This is a genomic window from Solibacillus daqui, assembly GCF_028747805.1.
GTDB classification, from domain to species: Bacteria; Bacillota; Bacilli; order Bacillales_A; family Planococcaceae; genus Solibacillus; species Solibacillus daqui.
In genome coordinates this window covers 2,689,143-2,706,130 of record NZ_CP114887.1, presented here as the reverse complement: position 1 = coordinate 2,706,130, position 16,988 = coordinate 2,689,143, and the positions used below count along the sequence as shown (strand labels likewise).

The following is a 16,988-nucleotide window of genomic DNA, read 5'->3' as shown; positions in this document are numbered from 1 at the left end:
ACTCCGTGATGGGTGGTCAAAAAAGATAAAACGCTAAATAGTATTAGATCATAACGAAGTCGATTTGCTTTGTTTCGAATTCCTAACGTCTCCAGGTGGGCGAGGGGTTTCAGTATGTCCATCACGCTCACTAGGTTTTTTAATATTACTGGAGTCTGCTCCACTAGAAAATGATTGTTTTGTTGGCAAGTCTGTTGCAAATTCTGTATCTTTTCTATCCCTTTTCATTTCGACACCTCCTAAAGATATTATTTAACTTAATTAATAAAATATACTTTGAACATGAGTGGTCTTAGTGCTATATTTAGCCACCTACATGCCACCGAATTCAGCGGATAAACGTGATATATTAGCGGTTAGCCAAAAATATAATAAGGTAAAAATAATCCAACAAACCATTGATAATAAAAGGTTTGTTGGATATAAAAAAATGCAAAAAAATCTACTTTAATCTAGATATACTTCAAGAAGCATTTATGGCGGTACTGAAGATGGATGATACGAAGTAGTTTCAAATAGCAGTTAAAGTAATTGTATAGATGAACAGTATGGGGGATGACTAATCGTGGAATTGGTCATTCTCCATTTTTATAAAATCCAGTGCAATTGCGCTAGTTATAATCAATAGCTAGCAGTCTATAAATTTAAACGTTTCTCGCATTTAGAAGGAGAGGGAGTAAAAGTAATGGAAAAGCCGGTTTTTCAAAAAACTAAGATGCCATTTCCATATTTACCTCTAAAAACGTAGATAATATTGAAATTCTTGTTATTCAAAGTGAACGCTGTAAACAATTACGTCTATTAATTGCTAGAATGTTTGATTTAATGATTCTTATTTTTTTAGTATGCTTTATTTGAATCAAACCATCTCGTAAACTTATTAATAGAGTAAGGGGGATGTTAAAGCGCTAATGAAATCTAATGGAGTTATTAGAAGTACTTCATACATAGCAAGCTTTACATTAATTCGATTAATAAATTACCTGTTGAAATGGTATCACCTGCAACTACATGAATTTCCTTCACGATGCCGTCATTAGTTGCTTGTACTGTTGTTTCCATTTTCATTGCTTCATTAATCGTTAAATGGTCACCAAGCTTCACGAAACTTCCTTTAGAAACAACTACCTTTAAAACAGTCCCTGACAATGTAGCGCCAATTTCGTTTGGATTCGTTGGATCAGCTTTTTGTGCAACCTTGCCTTCCACTTCAACGGCCATTCCTTGATTGGAAATTTCACGAGATTGTCCATTTAGTTCAAAGTACAATGTGCGTGTCCCATTGTGTTGGGGTTCACCAATCGAAACAAGCTTAACTAAACTTCCTCCTACTGCCATAAAGTTTTATTCCTCCAATATGTAATAATCAAAGTAAGTACGCCATCAAAATGTTAGATCATCTGATGACTTATGAACCGATTAAAAAGGTGGTTTTTCTAAAATTCAATATATTTTTTGTTTTAAAAATGTTTGCTAAATAATATTATGGGGGAAAAACTATATTTTCGTCGTTATTGTTTAATTCATAGCAAATTTAAACATGATTATTTTATTTAAACTAATGTGTTATAAAGTTATGTGTTTACTGCATTTCTTACTAGATTTATTTAAGCTGGTATTTTTGTGTGAATTGGAAAGTAAATATTCTTAATGGAAATCAACAAGAGAAAAATTATCATTTTACGCGATTTAGTTCAAAAAGTGTTTTTCTATTCGTTAATCTGTATAATAATTACTAAACGCATGTAAAATGAGGTGTCTTTTATTGCAATATAATAAAGTCATAACAAGAAAGAAGTATGAAGAAGTTTTCGAGGTACTTCATGAAAAAATAACTAGTGGAAAACTACAGCCAGGTGATCGTTTAGATTCTGTTGAGCATTTAGCTGAGCAGTTTGCAGTTAGTCGTTCTGCTATTCGCGAAGCACTATCAGCTCTAAATGCGATGGGGCTAATTGAAATTAAACAAGGCTCTGGCACATTTGTAAAACAATTTAGCGAAGAAAACCTACACTTACCGCTATCGAAAACAATTGTTTCAAATCGTGATAGCATACCTCACTTGCTAGAGCTTCGAAAAATTATTGAAGTTGGTACAGCTGTAAGCGCAGCCAAGCATCGTTCTCAAGATGATATTCAAAAGCTTGAGCAAATTTTGCAAAAAATGAAAGAAGTACAAGGTGACGGCGAATTAGGAGAGCAGGTGGATTTTGAATTTCACGCGACGATTGCAGCTGCTTCGCAAAATCCACTACTTGTAAATTTATTAGCTCAAGTATCAGACTTAATGCTTGATACTATGCGTGCCACAAGACGTTTGTTATTGTTCTCTAGCAAAACCGCGAGCGAGCAGCTATACGATGAGCATATGCAAATCTTTTTAGCAATTAAGCAACAAAATACCAATCTTGCTGAACTAGCAATGTTTTCTCATTTAAGTAATGTAGAAAATGCGTTAATAACATATATAGAAGAAACGATGTATTAATTTAGCTTGCTTCAGCAAATACTTTCTGTACCATTTGCAATGAGACAGGTACAGAAAACCTCTACTTCAATAAGTGGGGGAAACTCATGGTAACTTTTTTTAAAGCATTTATAAGTGTACTCGCTATTTATCTTAGGCGTAATTGCTGCAAGAAAATAAACAAAGTCAATATGGCTTTGTTTATTTTTTTGGGGTGGAGATCAAAGAATAAAATATTTAATGAACCCCACAAAGTTGCGACATCCTTTCGTTTTAATTAGCGAGAAATGCTTTTTTGAAATTTAAATTCATAATATTTTTATAATTCAATTATCTTAACAGGCGATTATTTACTACACCTTTGTATATGTATAACGTTCTAATTTTTAACCTACATATTGTCGAAAAAAACATATAGCGGATTTTTTTAAATTGTGATAATATTCAAATCATCTGATGACCTGTTGTTTAAATGTTCTGAAAATAGTTCGTAACAGTATAAACATGATATTTACAACGAAAAGGGGGGAACCGCATCGTCTAAAGTGACGGCGGAAAACGATGAAAGTAACATTATTTGCAACTTGTTTAGTCGAAATGTTCCAAGGAGATGTTGGAAAAGCCACAGTTGAACTACTGGAGCGTTTAGGCTGTGAAATTGAATTTCCAACAAGCCAAGTTTGCTGCGGGCAGCCTGCTTACAATAGCGGTTATGTTGAGCAATCTAAAAAAACTATGCAAAATATGATTAACGCTTTTGAGAAAGCGGAGTATGTTGTAACACCAGCAGGATCATGTGCGTATATGTTTAAGGAGTATCCACATATTTTTAAAGATGATCCTCAATGGGAGAACCGAGCACAGCAATTAGCTGACAAAACATATGAATTAACTGATTTTATCGTCAACGTTTTAAAAGTTGAAAACGTTGGTGCTCGCCTTACAGGAAAAGCTACTTTCCATACATCTTGCCATATGACACGCTTATTAGGTATTAAGACACCACCAATGACCTTACTAAAGCACGTCGAGGGGCTTGAATTTGTCGAGTTACCTGGTAAGGAACGCTGTTGTGGCTTTGGTGGTACATTTGCAGTGAAAATGGGTAATATTTCTGGACAAATGGTTGAAGAAAAAGTGTGTAATGTCGAAGAAACCGAAGCGGATATTTTAATTGGTGCGGACGCAGGCTGTTTATTGAATATTGGCGGTCGTATTGAACGTAAAGGAAAGCCTATACGTGTGATGCATATTGCAGAAGTATTAAATTGTAGATAGGGGGATTTTCTATGGCGATGAAAACGAGTCATGATCCATTTAAGGACCGCGTATCATCAAATTTAACGAATACATTTATGCGTAGTGCCGTTTCTGGCGCACAACAACGTTTCCAAACACGTAGACAGTTACAGGTAGATGAGATTGGCAATTGGGAAGACTGGCGTTCACATGGAGAAGAAATTCGCCAGCATGTGCTCGAAAATTTAGATGCTTACTTATATGAATTAAGTGAAAATGTACAAAAGCGTGGTGGGCATGTATATTTTGCCCAAACAGCAGAAGACGCGTCACGTTATATTCAACAAATTGCAATTGATAAACAAGCGAAAAAAATCGTCAAGGCAAAATCAATGGTAACTGAGGAAATTCATTTAAACGCAGCATTAGAGGAAGCTGGCTGTGAAGTAATTGAAACAGATTTAGGGGAATATATTTTACAGTTAAATGACCATGAGCCACCATCGCATATAATCGTGCCACCATTGCATAAAAATCGTGATCAAATTCGTGATATTTTCGCTAAAAAGATTGGGTATGATAAATCAAATCAACCCGAAGAAATGGCATTATTTGTGCGCGAAAAGCTACGCCAAGAATATTTGACCGCAGAGATTGGCATTACTGGCTGTAATTTTGCAATTGCAGAAAGTGGCTCCGTAACACTTGTGACAAATGAAGGCAATGCAGATTTGGTTGCTGCTTTACCAAAAACGCTAATTAGCGTGATGGGAATGGAGCGTATTGTGCCTACTTTTGAAGAAATGGAAGTATTAGTAAGCCTATTAACACGTAGTGCAGTTGGCCAAAAGCTTACTAGCTATATTACAACGTTAACAGGTATAAAAGATGAAGGTGATACAGATGGACCAGAAGAGTTCCATTTAGTAATCGTTGATAATGGTCGATCACAAATTTTAGGTACTGAATTCCAGTCTGTTCTGCAATGTATTCGCTGCGCTGCTTGTGTCAATGCTTGTCCTGTATACCGTCATGTAGGAGGGCATAGCTATGGCTCGATTTATTCGGGACCTATTGGAGCTGTATTATCACCATTATTAGGTGGCTATGATGATTTCAAAGAATTACCTTATGCTTCAACATTATGTGGTGCTTGTACAGAAGTATGTCCTGTCAAAATTCCACTGCACGAATTACTGCATAAGCATCGTCAAAAAATTGTTGAAACTGAAGGAAAAGCACCCATTTCGGAACGGCTGATTATGAAAGCATTTGGCTATGGTGCCTCTACGTCTTCGTTATTTAACGTAGCGACTAAGGTTGCTTCTCCAGCTATGTCGCCATTTGTTAAGAATGGAAAAATTTCGAAAGGACCTGGACCGCTAAAGGCATGGACTGAAGAACGTGATTTCCCTGCACCCAATAAGGAAAGTTTCCGTGATTGGCTGAAGAAGCGTCAGAAAGGAGATTCGCAATGATTCAACAACGTGAAGCGTTTTTAGAAAATATTGCGCGCCAATTAAATCGTCCTGTGCGCACTGCTGTAAAGCGTCCTATCTGGAAATTTCAGCCACAGCACGATATGTTAAAAGACGCGTCAAGTGATGATCTAGTCGAAGTACTAAAAGAGCAATGTAAAAATATCCATACAACCTGCCTTGTAACGAATACAGCTGAGCTACCAACCGTACTACAAAATGTCGTAGAGGAAAACGGTGGACGATCGATTATTACACCTAAAGATGAACGCTTTGCAGCATTTGGTCTAACCGAAACAATGATTGCATGGGCTAGTCAAAACATTGCGCATTATGAATGGAATGAAGCACAACCTGATGAAAACATTCGTCAAGCGGAGCAAGCAAATATTAGTATTACAATTAGTGAAATGACACTTGCTGAATCAGGAACTGCCGTATTATATAGCAATAAGCATAACGGTCGCACGATGAATTTCCTACCTAAAAATGTAATTGTACTTATTCCTAAAAGTACGATTGTGCCACGTATTACTCAAGCGGCACAGCGTATTCATCAGCAGATCGAGCGAGGCGAGCGTATTTCCTCATGTATATTAATGATGACAGGACCGAGTAACTCTGCCGATATTGAAATGGTGCTTATTGTTGGTGTACACGGCCCTGTAAAAGCCACGTATATTATTATTGAAGATAACTAACCCAGAAACTTGTCACAAACATTTTCTATTTACAGCTATATCGCTTTTTCCTTAGAGACGGTATCGGTACAAGCAAAATGCACTCTCCAATTTCCCCCTGGAGAGTGCGTTTTTTGTGTGGTTTAGCTGCCTCGTTGAACAGTTGATGTACCATGTGGATACCGTAATTTCAAAAAGTTCATATTATTGACACATTATACGCCTCCGGTTATTATTGTTACGAAAAGTAACTTAGTAATTATTAGTTGGAAATAAAAGGTCTTTTCATATTATATATGGAGTAAATTGGTGGTAATTAGATGGTAATATATGTAAGTGTATATTTATTAATATTCTCTAAATAATATATATGAAAACTAGAAATAAAATATAGAAAATGAGGAAGTCATCATGAGTCAGTCACAGAAAAAAATCCACTATGCTTGGGTGGTACTAATAGGATTAATTGTAATGGTCGGAGCTGCTAAAGGTGGCATAATGACTACAGGTGGATTATTTTTAACTTCAATTACAGAAGATTTAGGTATTGGTATGGGAAGTTTAACATTGTACTTTAGTATTGCATCAATAGTAACAATGATTTCTCTACCAATTGCAGGTAAGCTGATAGCAAAATATAATATTAGAATGCTTTTAGTAGTAGCTGTTATTTTAGAAGCAGGTTCCTTTGCAATGTTTGGGTTCATGAACTCAGTATGGGGTTGGTATCTGTTTGCTATTCCAATGGCGATGGGGTCGGTAATAGTGACACAATTAGCCGGTCCAGTACTGATTAATAATTGGTTTAAAAAGCACAGAGGGTTGGCCATGGGAATCATGGTTGCAGCTGGTGGTTTACTAGGGGCTTTCTTACAACCTGCAGCAGGAAATTTAATTGCTAGCGAAGGTTGGAGAAATACGTACTTTATTTTAGGACTAGGCGTTATGGCGGTTGTTATACCAGTCGTGTTATTAACGATTAGAATGACTCCTCAACAAAAAGGTTTACAGCCATATGGTATGGATGAAGTTAAACATAATGAAACGATTCAAGTTGAAAAAACAGCAAATAGTGGCGTTACAGTTGCGATAGCGAAAAAGTCGAGTGCATTTTATTTTTTAATTATTTTTTTCTTATTTGATACGTCAATAGCTGCCTTTAATCAACATGTTGCGCCATACGCTGTGGGTTTGGGCTATGATATCAAGTTTGCAGGTAATGCGATGGGCTCTTGGTCGGTTGGTGTTGTAATTGGGGCGCTGTTCTTCGGCTTTCTCAGTGATAAAATAGGAGTAAAGAATACAGCGATTTCCGCTATGTTTACAGGGCTAGTTCCAGTAGGAATTCTTATAATAGAACCTGAAAATCCAGTGATGTTTGTAATTGCTACGGGTTTATATGGATTTGTAGTAGCATCTCTTGGAACATTAGGGCCTCTTTTAACAACAGCTCTATTTGGTAATAAAGAGTTCAGCCGAATCTATGGTCTTGCGATTATGGGATTAGCAGTTGCAGGTATTGTTGCTATACCAACATACGGTTATATGTTTGAAATAACAGGCAGTTACACAAATGTTTTATATGCTATTTTTATAATGTTAATCATGAATGTTGGAGCTATTCTTTTAGCGTTTAAGGGTAAAAAGAAATTAGAAAAAGCAGGATTGTGGAATTAATAATATGGTTATTTGATTTTAGTACAAATATTTGGATAAGATAAATACGATTATACTGAGGTATTCGGAATGGTTCGTTATTTAAGTGACTTACAATTGCAATAAGAATATACTTACACATTCTACTAAATTAAAAAAAACGCAAACCCGTATAACTTATGGGTTTGCGTTTTTAAGTTATGATTTGCGAGGCGAACTACTTAAACAAGTTAATTGTAGTAATAATAATTGGCATGCCGAACACGTCGATTAAGAAGGCACCTACGATTGGAACGATTAAGAATGCTTTACGTGATGGACCGAACTTTGAAACGACTGCTGACATATTGGCCATTGCATTTGGTGTAGCACCAAGACCGTGACCAAGGAAACCAGATACCATAATAGCTGCATCGTAGTTTTTGCCTAGTAAACGGAACAGAACGAATACGGCGAAAAGAACAATGAAGATTACTTGAGCTAAAATAATGATGAATAATGGTAAAGCTAAATCTGCAATTTCCCATAATTTAATGCTCATTAGTGCCATAGATAAGAAAATACCAAGTGAAATATCACCGATTAAGTTAATTTCTTTCATGTTAATTAATTCAGGGTTAATACGGTCAATAAGATTACGAACAATTACAGCTACAAACATAGCACCAACATAACCAGGTAATACAAATCCTGTTAAAGTAGAGAACAATTCACCTACATACGTACCTGCTGCCATACTGAATGTAATTAAGAAAACTTGTATCATAAATGACTTTTCAGTAATCGGATGTTGTGCTTTTTCAACATATTCTTCTGTTTCATCAGAAGTTGGCTTTAAGCCGAATTTGCGAATTAAGTATTGGACAACTGGACCACCAACAAGTGCACCAGCTACTAATCCACATGTGGCAGCAGCCATCCCGATTGATACGGCGGATGCTACGCCTAACCCTTCAATTGTTTCGCCATAAGCAGCAGCAGCGCCGTGTCCACCTTCCATAGAAACAGCTCCAGCCATAACACCGATTAACGGATGGATATCCATGACTTTTGCTAAAGACACGCCAATGACATTTTGCATTAATGCTAAGAATCCACAAGCAATCCAATAAATTATAAGGAGTTTCCCACCTAGCTTAACTAGTTTGAAACTTGCTCCAAGTCCAATTGTAGTAAAGAATGTGATCATGAAGATAGATTGTAGAGAAGTGTCTAATGTTATTTCAACAATGTCTAAACCTTTTAACGTAGTTGCTAATATAGCAAATAATAAGCCCCCCACTACAGGTGCAGGTATACAAAAACGGTTTAAAAAACCAACTTTTTTTATTAAAAATGAACCAATTAAAAATAATGTTACTGCTAGGCATAATGTTGTAATTTGATTTAATGGCATAAAAATCCCCCTTTGGTAATTTACTCAAAACTATTTATAATAACTTCATTAATAAAGTAAGCACCTAATTTTGCTGTTCGATGATTTTCATCAAGTGAAGGATTGACTTCACAAATACTGAAGCTTACTGTTTTTTTGTTAGCGGCTATACGGCGTAAAATATCACGAACCTTTAATGCAGATAACCCAAATGGTGATGGTGCGCTGACTCCGGGTGCTTCAGCGGCATTTAAGACATCCATACATAGTGTTACCAGTAACACATCATGCGTATCCATAAACTGATTTAATTGAGAAAGGAACACAGCTGAATCCATTTGCTCGTCTATGAAGTATTGCACATTGTATTGATCGGCTGTATTGAATAATGCAGTCGTATTGCCAAATTGCTGAATGCCACATACAAAATAGTGTGCATCTGGATCCTCATCTAAAATTTGTTTAAACATCGTACCAGATGAAGTTTGATTGTCGTATGAACGCAAATCAAAATGTGCATCAATATTAAGTAAACCAATGGAAGCATTAGCACCAACAGCTTTTCGTACTCCTAAATATTGACCATATAACGTTTCATGTCCGCCACCAAGTACAATGGCCTTACCGCTTTTTAAAATGTCAGCAACTTTATCGCCAAGTTCTTGTTGGGCAAGCTCTAAGGCATGTCCTTCACAAATAATATCCCCAAAATCAACAAGTGTATTTTCAACAATTGAATGACGCCATGGTAATGGTGCTAACTGTTTGCGTAATGCATGAGGTGCCTCTTTAGCTCCGACACGTCCATTGTTGCGACGTACTCCTTCATCGCAAACAAAGCCAACTAAACCAATTTTTCCTTGATGGGCTGTCTCTGCTAATTGCACTACTTGATGATAACGAAAATAAGCTGGTTCTGTATGATGGTCAATACGGCCTTGCCATACTTCATAGTCTGTATTTTTATACATTACATTCACCTTTCTGAAAACTAAAAATAATATATTTATTATATTTTCAAATATTTATATTAACAAATATTAAATATTTATTATACAATAGCTTAAAACTATAAATGAGGTAGTTCAATGGAATTGAGAAAGATGTATTATTTTGATGCGATTGTAAAATATCAAAGTTTTTCAAGGGCTGCAAAAGCGTTGCATATTTCACAGCCTTCACTAAGCAATGCGATAAAATCATTGGAAAGAGAAATCAATGCTCCACTTATCGAACGAACAACGAAGCAATTTAGATTAACGGAATTTGGACAACAATTTTATGAACGATCTAATAATTTAATCAAACAATATGAAGTCATGAATACGGAGCTTATAGAGTTAGCGAAAGGGGAACAGTTAGAAATTCGATTAGGTATGATTGAATCGGCTAATCATTGGTTTTCAAAAGTAATGGTTGCTTATCAAAAATTATATCCAAATAATCAAATTGTCCTCATTGACACACTGTACAACCAAACCGTACGTCAAGCGTTATTAGGCTTACATGTTCATGGAGTAATTACAAACCAACAAATTGTCGATATAGAAATAAAAAGTGAATTATTGTATAACGAGCCGTACGTTGTCTTAATAAAAAACGACCACCGATTTGCTATGAAGGAAAGTTTAACGTTAGTAGACTTTATCGAAGAAGTACTCATAATAGGGATGACAGAATTTCAAACAAGTGCACAAATCTTAAAAGCATTTGAACTAGAGAATATCAAACCGCGTATTCAATATAAAATAGAGCGCTTTGAAATGATCAAAGTATTAGTAGAAGAAGGGTTAGGTATTGCCATCTTGCCGCAGCACTATGTTACACAGCATTTATCAGAAAACCTACTAATACGTCCAGTGCAAAGTGAATTTTTAAATCGCAATGTATACTTATGCACAATGAAAAATCGCACATTCCCAAAGAGTATTTTAAAGCTATTTGAGTTCATCAAGACAATGCACTAAAGTAGGAATCATCTAATGACAGGTTTGCCAAATTTACCGAAACAATAGCAACCAAAAATTCGAGATGAATGAATGAATTGACCTAAATGTTTAAGAAAAAACCGTAATAAAGCCAACTATCCGAAAAAAATCAGATAGTTGGCTATTCTTCGTACATATCGAAAAGGTACGTAATTTTTTTAATTGAAAACAAAATCTGTTACATCATACAATGTCTTTCCCATCACTTGAAAATCACCAACTAAAAGCATTGGAATGTTAGGATCGAGTCTCGATTAATTGTGCTATATTGCCAGCCAAATCTTCCCCAACGGAATCCTAAAACGACGTTTCTAGTTACAAATGTTGGGAAAAACCAAAAGCTATTGCCGTTTCTTAGCCAAATGAATGTATTGCGGTAAATACATCGCCTAATCCCGCTAGAACCAGAGTATGAACCTGATCTAGATGTTGACATCGGCATTGCTGGTGTAAAGTTTGGGGGAGCTCCCGTAGGCATTTGTGTATTTCCTCCCATTGGTGGTTGATTCATTGGGGGAGGTGGAAAGCCAGGCCCTCCAAATCCAGGTGGCGGAGCTCCAGGACCACCGAATCCAGGTGGTGGAGCCCCAGGACCGCCGAATCCTGGTGGAAAGAATTGATTAAATGGTTGGCCATTTGGACTTTCATCAAACGGATTTTGATACAAAAAGCATACCTTCTTTCATTAGTATTATTTTTAAGTTATGTGAAAAAAAGAAAGTCATAGTGGGAATTAGCCTGGTTAACTACAAATTCCATTTAACACCGTTAATCTTTTGTTTGAAAGAACAGCAAAAGTTCTTAGACTAAAAATTTAAAATCGGATAACTAAGCGAAATTACTACCTTTTTTATGCTTTATTCTCTATGAAAAGTAAGCGAAAACGCTTGATCATTAAAGAATTAACAACATTACAAGAAATGGAACAAGTACAGCTGCTAGAGAAACTCGTCTGGGGGAGTCAATCCCATTTCGATGCACCAAACGTTAACCGTTTTAAAAAATGGAGGCATTGTAGTTGGTGCTTTTGACGGTAAAAATTCATAAATGTAGAGACAATAGAATTCATATACGGTTGAGAAAAAAACGTATCGATAATGGTATACAATCTTTAAGTATCGAATAAGGTATTTAAGGATTACTTTGAAAATACAATTCTGAATATTTTAAAAAACCTAGTAGGTGAATAGATGAAAAAGAGTATGCAAATAGGTGGCGCATTTGTAGGGATGGTTGTTGGTGCCGGCTTTGCATCTGGACAAGAAATTTTGCAGTTTTTTACCAGCTTCGGTCTTAAAGGGTTCATTGGTGCGATTATTGCGACGATTGCCTTTGCCTTATTAGGAATGACGCTTGCACAGCTAGGCTCGGATTTACAAACAACATCGCACAAAGATGTAATGTACTACATAGGTGGACGGTATATTGGATTTGTTTTAGACTTATTAATTACGTTCATCTTATTTGGTGTAGCCGTTGTTATGTTTGCTGGTGCGGGGTCTACATTTCAGCAAATGTTTGGTATGGACCCGAGGATTGGCAGTGTCATAATGGTAGTTGCAACGATTTTTACGCTGTTTTTAAATGTGAAAAATATCATTAATGTTATCGCCTTACTCACACCCTACTTTATGGTCATCATTTTTGTTATATTAATTTATTCATTATTTACAATGGAACTTTCCATCTCACAGGCAAATGAACTGGCACAAATACAATCTTCTGCTGCGTCTAACTGGATCGTCAGTGCTTTGCTTTATGTTTCGTATAACCTTGCAACAGGTGCCGCGATGCTCATTGTATTGGGGGGAACAGTAAAAAAGCGTAAAGTAGCTGGTATTGGCGGTGTTTTCGGTGGTGTTATGCTTGGGGTTCTAATCATTTTAATCAACTTAACAATGTTTGTTAAATTGGATGTTATCGCTGAAGTGGATATGCCAACACTTGAATTAGCAAATAACATTCATCCGGTAGTCGGTCTTCTAATGGCATTCGCACTTCTGGGTATGATGTACAATACAGCAGTTGGGATGTTTTTTGCGTTTACAGTTCGATTTGTCGCACCAGAAAGCAAGAAATTTAAACCTACTGTTATTTTCGTAGGGTTACTTGGTTTTTTTGCAAGCTTAGTAGGTTTTACAACATTGGTTGGTAAAGTATATTCAACAATGGGTTATTTAGGATTCGCTTTAATAATAGCTATAATTATTGCATGGATTCGTCAACCAAAAAGATTGGCATAATTTTTTGCATCTCCTATGTAGGGGGTGTATTTATTGGTGTGCTAGAAATCGCTTATATAAGCCTCTTCGTCAATTTAATTGTGGAAGCCTATTTTTCTCGAATGATAAGTGAGAAAATAGGCTTTTTGATTAAAATGAAAAAAAGTGGACCGTGTACATTTTCAAACTATAGTCTAACCTTTACCTCTGTACCATCCTTCGCTTTAACATCTACTAGCACGAGCCCTTTATTATTTTTCAGTTCCTTGATGATAGGTTTCAGCGATTTTTTATTTATTAATGGAAAGGAGAAATCAATTTTTTTTCTTTCAAAGTACTTTTTTGTCCATTTATTAACGTTTTTATGGAGAAATTTTGAAGATAGTATGGATATTGCCAAATCTAAAACAGCAAATGGAATTGGAATGGTGAACCGCATATTTTTGGCTTTTACTTTTAAGTGCATCATAGGCAAACCACTACTCAATAATAACTGAAACGGAATCTCCGTTTGCCGATTGAACATCAACAATTTGACCATCTAATTCGTTTTCGATAGCTTCAATAATAAGGTTGATATCTATATCTTTTACGTATTTTTCGGATTGAGGAATACTCGCTGCGATGCTGTGACCAGCTATTAATACTGCTTTAACTAGCTTTAAGGGCAAATTGACTTTGACATTATCATTTTCGGCTGATATAACACGAATTTTTAATGTTTTATCTATATATTTTACTGTTTTATCATGAAGCTTAATAGCGGTATTTTCTTTTTCTTGTAATACTCGAATTAGTTCTGATCCTTTATCTGCATCAATCTTTCCTTCTTGAACCATTGTTAACACTTTTGAAATTTCTTCTTTCATCATACATTCCTCCTTAATTTTCTTTTAAAAGTTTTATTGCTTCTTCGGGTGTAATTTCGCCATTTTCCAACATTGAGACAACTTTTTTCTCGTCAACTTCAGTCTCCTTTTTCTGCACATAGCCCAGAGATGAAATGATATCTGTTAGCTTTCCTCGAACTGTTGGATACGAAATACCTAATTCCTTTTCAACTTCCTTAATATTTCCTCTGCTCGTTAAAAATACTTCAACAAAATGTAGCTGCTCCTTAGATAAGGATGCTAACTTAGATAATTCAAATTCATTTTCAATTGTCGTGTGACAATGAGTGCACTGCAATTTTGTGACTTTCAATGTTTCACTGCAAACAGGACAATTTGTAATTACTTGATAAGCCATATTGGAAACCTTCCTTTTTATTGATTCGATTAAATTATATAACAAATATCGAAAAACATAAATAATAAAATTAATTATTTTTATCAAAAAAATGAATAATATTAATTTTACATTTAATATTATTTAACGAGTGCGCCAAATGGTTTTGTCCGGTCAATTTTATAGCCAGTCGTTTGGACGTCCGGAAAAGGGGAAGTGTACATTCATTTATTAGCAATGGATTAACTTGGTTGTTAATTCAATCATTATTAGAAAAATTATAAAAAGTCTTCCAGTCATTCAGTGAATGTTGGAAGACTTTTTTGTAACCTTCTTGCATTATTCATTTTGAAATTTCACTTCATTCAATATTTGCAAATAAAGATACGAAAAAAAATACCCTTATAATTGCTCTTATAAAAGTAAAAGTATATAAGTTAAAATTACATCGGGAGATAACCCTCAATTATTTACAATGTGCAGCTAAAAATACTTTATGTGCAGCAAGGACACCCGCCCCTGGTTCAAACTCATAAGAAAAGTCCTGCAATGCTGCTTCCATTAAAGAGATAGCTTGTAAAATGTCACTTGGGAAGCAATAGCCCATATGGCCAAATCTGAAAATTTTTCCTTGTAAATGACCAAGTCCTCCAGCAAAATCTAGATGATACTTTTGCTTTAAATGAGTTAAGAAATCTCCCAATACAATGCCTTCAGGTGCCATAATCGCTGTAATGGTTGGTGAAGCGTGCTCATCTTCTGTTAAAAGGCCGATATTTAGTGCTTTCATCGCACTGCGAACCATGTTTTTCATGAGTTCGTGACGAGCGACCGTTTCAGCAAATCCGCCTTCTTCCTCAATTAGTTTACATACTTCGTTTAGACCGTAAATGAGCGTAATCGCAGGAGTGTTCGGCGTCATGCCTTTCTCGGCCCAACTGCGATAGCTAAGCAAATTTAAGTAATAGGATGGGGCATTATTTTCTTCAATGACTTTCCATGCTCGGTCACTGACACTGACAAGAGAAAGCCCAGGTGGTAACATCATGGCCTTTTGAGAGCCAGTAACGAAAATATCTACACCCCAATCGTCCATTTTAGCAAGTGAACCACCAATACAGCTCACCCCATCAACAATTAATACCGCGTCCGTTTCATTTCGAACTACTTGTGCTAACTCAGCAATCGGGTTAATAACCCCTGTTGATGTTTCGTTATATGTAACAAAAACAGCTTTAATATTTTTTAATGGTTGTAAAAATGCTTGTAACTCCTCAGCTGTACATGCTTGTCCCCATTGTTTTTCTAGCTTATGAACATGAAACCCATATTTTTCACAAATAGATACAAAATAGTCTCCGAAAGCACCAACTGTAACAACGACAACATCTTCGCCCGCTGAAACAGTATTCACAGCAGCAGCTTCAAGTGCTGCTGTACCTCCAGAAGGGAGTAGTAAAATATCCTGTTTCGTTCCAAATATTGGCTTTACTCGCTCAATAGTTTCACGATAAAATTCGACAAAATCATTGCTCCGATGACTAAAAATATCTCGATTCATTGCAAGCTGAACTTTTTTAGGAATAGGTGTAGGCCCTGGATGTCTTAAAATATTTTTATACATAATAAAAGATCCCCCTTTGTTTTCGGAATATACAATTCAGAATGTTCTATTTATAATGATACCATAATCATCCATATGTCTTAATGATTTTTTGAACTATGCTGAGAACGATTGATTGAAATTTAGTATTAGCTTACTACTGTAGGGGGATTTCTTTCTGAATATAGATTAGTTTATTCTGTATAAATTGATTTGAATAACTTCTATTTTTGAAATAAAGGGGAGAGTGCAATTTGCAATATGATTAATTCTTTTTGCATATGTTTGGTAGCCAAAAAGGATCTTTCAATGTTTAAAGATCCTTTTTTATATTTCATTACTCACTTCTTTATTTTGCCGTTTATATATAAATTTAGATAAGCTTATACTACTTTCGTATAAAAGTAGTAAAGGTATTATTACAAGGATATCTGATAGAAAATCTGGTGGCGTTATTAAAATTGAAACCACAATTAACAAAAAATATGCATATTTTCTATTCTTTCGTAAACTGTTCGGATTGATAATTCCTATACTTGTTAAAAACATAATAACAAGAGGAAGCTCAAACAAAAATCCAAAAGGTAATGTCATATGAAACAAAAATCGAAAATATTTCTCTGTTGTAAAGAAAGTAGTAAACATGTCATTTGACAGTGACATTAAAAAATTTAGTACAAGTGGAACTAGAATAAAATAACCAAAACTAATTCCTAATAGGAACAAAATAAATATTGCTGGAATATAGGCGATTGTTACTTTGCGCTCTTTTGGTGTTAATGCTGGACGTACATACAGCCAAGCTTGGTATGCTGCAACAGGTATAGTAGCTGTGATGGCAACAATACTAGCAATCATTAAATAAACGAATAAGATATCACTCGGTCCTAACAGAGCTAATTTAAATGGCAATTCTTGAACAATCACAAGATAAATATCTTGAACGTATATAAAAGCGAGTACTAAAAACAGTAAAAAGATAACTAAAGTAATGATAATACGTTTACGTAATTCCTCTAGATGCTTAACTAAGTCCTTATTTTGATCTTCCAA

General features: G+C 35.4%; 16 protein-coding genes and 1 pseudogene. 7 read left to right on the top strand and 10 right to left on the bottom strand.

The features are described 5' to 3' along the window. Nucleotides 1-48: 48 nt before the first annotated feature. Both O7776_RS13240 and O7776_RS13235 read right to left on the bottom strand, forming a co-directional pair. The gene (locus O7776_RS13240; RefSeq protein ID WP_274307506.1) at nt 49-228 is read right to left on the bottom strand and encodes a hypothetical protein; all 180 of its coding nucleotides are present in this window, start codon (nt 226-228) and stop codon (nt 49-51) included. 729 nt (nt 229-957) lie between these two features. Next, nucleotides 958-1,320, bottom strand: a pseudogene (locus O7776_RS13235) (biotin/lipoyl-containing protein); the annotation flags it as partial. A 445-nt stretch (nt 1,321-1,765) separates the two neighbouring features. Between O7776_RS13235 and O7776_RS13230 the strand changes: the two are divergent. The 5 genes from O7776_RS13230 to O7776_RS13210 all read left to right on the top strand — a co-directional run bounded on the left by O7776_RS13230 (nt 1,766) and on the right by O7776_RS13210 (nt 7,541). Further along, on the top strand, nt 1,766-2,488 hold the full coding sequence (locus O7776_RS13230) for a FadR/GntR family transcriptional regulator (protein ID WP_274307505.1): 723 nt from the start codon (nt 1,766-1,768) through the stop codon (nt 2,486-2,488). Nucleotides 2,489-3,028: 540 nt separating this feature from the next. Beyond that, nucleotides 3,029-3,745, top strand: coding sequence for a (Fe-S)-binding protein (locus O7776_RS13225; protein WP_274307504.1), 717 nt, complete (start codon nt 3,029-3,031; stop codon nt 3,743-3,745). Between the two features lie 11 nt (nt 3,746-3,756). Next, nucleotides 3,757-5,184 (top strand): LutB/LldF family L-lactate oxidation iron-sulfur protein, encoded by a 1,428-nt coding sequence (locus O7776_RS13220; protein ID WP_274307503.1) that lies wholly within the window; start codon nt 3,757-3,759, stop codon nt 5,182-5,184. Beyond that, nucleotides 5,181-5,885 carry a LutC/YkgG family protein gene (locus tag O7776_RS13215; RefSeq protein WP_274307502.1) on the top strand — a complete coding sequence of 235 codons (705 nt, stop codon included), beginning with the start codon at nt 5,181-5,183 and terminating at the stop codon, nt 5,883-5,885. Before O7776_RS13220 ends, O7776_RS13215 begins: the two co-directional genes overlap by 4 nt. Nucleotides 5,886-6,275: 390 nt before the next feature. Beyond that, nucleotides 6,276-7,541, top strand: coding sequence for an MFS transporter (locus tag O7776_RS13210; protein WP_274307501.1), 1,266 nt, complete (start codon nt 6,276-6,278; stop codon nt 7,539-7,541). A 196-nt stretch (nt 7,542-7,737) separates the two neighbouring features. On the opposite strand, the gene gltS is transcribed toward O7776_RS13210, so the two are convergent. Both gltS and hutG read right to left on the bottom strand, forming a co-directional pair. Continuing rightward, complete coding sequence (gltS, locus tag O7776_RS13205; protein ID WP_274310506.1) at nt 7,738-8,922, bottom strand: sodium/glutamate symporter; 1,185 nt, start codon at nt 8,920-8,922, stop codon at nt 7,738-7,740. 14 nt (nt 8,923-8,936) lie between these two features. Further along, entirely contained in the window at nt 8,937-9,866 is a 930-nt protein-coding gene (gene hutG, locus O7776_RS13200; protein WP_274307500.1) for a formimidoylglutamase, read from the bottom strand. A 117-nt stretch (nt 9,867-9,983) separates the two neighbouring features. On the opposite strand from hutG, the gene O7776_RS13195 reads away from it, so the two are divergent. Beyond that, a complete protein-coding gene (locus tag O7776_RS13195) occupies nt 9,984-10,862 on the top strand; it encodes a LysR family transcriptional regulator (protein ID WP_274307499.1) in 879 nt (292 codons plus the stop codon). Nucleotides 10,863-11,103: 241 nt separating this feature from the next. On the opposite strand, the gene O7776_RS13190 is transcribed toward O7776_RS13195, so the two are convergent. Then, the gene (locus O7776_RS13190) at nt 11,104-11,550 is read right to left on the bottom strand and encodes a hypothetical protein (RefSeq protein WP_274307498.1); all 447 of its coding nucleotides are present in this window, start codon (nt 11,548-11,550) and stop codon (nt 11,104-11,106) included. 523 nt (nt 11,551-12,073) lie between these two features. On the opposite strand from O7776_RS13190, the gene O7776_RS13185 reads away from it, so the two are divergent. Then, nucleotides 12,074-13,126, top strand: a complete 1,053-nt coding sequence (locus O7776_RS13185; protein WP_274307497.1) for a YkvI family membrane protein — start codon at nt 12,074-12,076, stop codon at nt 13,124-13,126. Nucleotides 13,127-13,292: 166 nt separating this feature from the next. Here the strand turns inward: O7776_RS13185 and O7776_RS13180 are convergent, their stop codons facing one another. From O7776_RS13180 to tatC, 5 genes are all read right to left on the bottom strand, one after another. Next, on the bottom strand, nt 13,293-13,574 hold the full coding sequence (locus O7776_RS13180; protein WP_274307496.1) for a hypothetical protein: 282 nt from the start codon (nt 13,572-13,574) through the stop codon (nt 13,293-13,295). 10 nt (nt 13,575-13,584) lie between these two features. After that, a complete protein-coding gene (locus O7776_RS13175; protein WP_274307495.1) occupies nt 13,585-13,974 on the bottom strand; it encodes an SHOCT-like domain-containing protein in 390 nt (129 codons plus the stop codon). Between the two features lie 13 nt (nt 13,975-13,987). Then, on the bottom strand, nt 13,988-14,353 hold the full coding sequence (locus tag O7776_RS13170; RefSeq protein WP_241369221.1) for a DUF2089 domain-containing protein: 366 nt from the start codon (nt 14,351-14,353) through the stop codon (nt 13,988-13,990). A gap of 445 nt (nt 14,354-14,798) precedes the next feature. Then, nucleotides 14,799-15,956: a pyridoxal-phosphate-dependent aminotransferase family protein gene (locus tag O7776_RS13165; RefSeq protein WP_274307494.1), complete on the bottom strand. Its 1,158-nt coding sequence runs from the start codon at nt 15,954-15,956 to the stop codon at nt 14,799-14,801. A 306-nt stretch (nt 15,957-16,262) separates the two neighbouring features. Then, the gene (gene tatC / locus O7776_RS13160) at nt 16,263-16,988 is read right to left on the bottom strand and encodes a twin-arginine translocase subunit TatC (RefSeq protein WP_274307493.1); all 726 of its coding nucleotides are present in this window, start codon (nt 16,986-16,988) and stop codon (nt 16,263-16,265) included.

Coding starts and splice junctions, on each gene's coding strand:
- O7776_RS13240 (WP_274307506.1), bottom strand. CDS start 228: ATGAAAAGGGATAGAAAAGATACAGAATTTGCAACAGACTTGCCAACA.
- O7776_RS13225 (WP_274307504.1), top strand. CDS start 3,029: ATGAAAGTAACATTATTTGCAACTTGTTTAGTCGAAATGTTCCAAGGA.
- O7776_RS13220 (WP_274307503.1), top strand. CDS start 3,757: ATGGCGATGAAAACGAGTCATGATCCATTTAAGGACCGCGTATCATCA.
- O7776_RS13215 (WP_274307502.1), top strand. CDS start 5,181: ATGATTCAACAACGTGAAGCGTTTTTAGAAAATATTGCGCGCCAATTA.
- O7776_RS13210 (WP_274307501.1), top strand. CDS start 6,276: ATGAGTCAGTCACAGAAAAAAATCCACTATGCTTGGGTGGTACTAATA.
- hutG (WP_274307500.1), bottom strand. CDS start 9,866: ATGTATAAAAATACAGACTATGAAGTATGGCAAGGCCGTATTGACCAT.
- O7776_RS13195 (WP_274307499.1), top strand. CDS start 9,984: ATGGAATTGAGAAAGATGTATTATTTTGATGCGATTGTAAAATATCAA.
- O7776_RS13185 (WP_274307497.1), top strand. CDS start 12,074: ATGAAAAAGAGTATGCAAATAGGTGGCGCATTTGTAGGGATGGTTGTT.
- O7776_RS13180 (WP_274307496.1), bottom strand. CDS start 13,574: ATGATGCACTTAAAAGTAAAAGCCAAAAATATGCGGTTCACCATTCCA.
- O7776_RS13175 (WP_274307495.1), bottom strand. CDS start 13,974: ATGAAAGAAGAAATTTCAAAAGTGTTAACAATGGTTCAAGAAGGAAAG.
- O7776_RS13170 (WP_241369221.1), bottom strand. CDS start 14,353: ATGGCTTATCAAGTAATTACAAATTGTCCTGTTTGCAGTGAAACATTG.
- O7776_RS13165 (WP_274307494.1), bottom strand. CDS start 15,956: ATGTATAAAAATATTTTAAGACATCCAGGGCCTACACCTATTCCTAAA.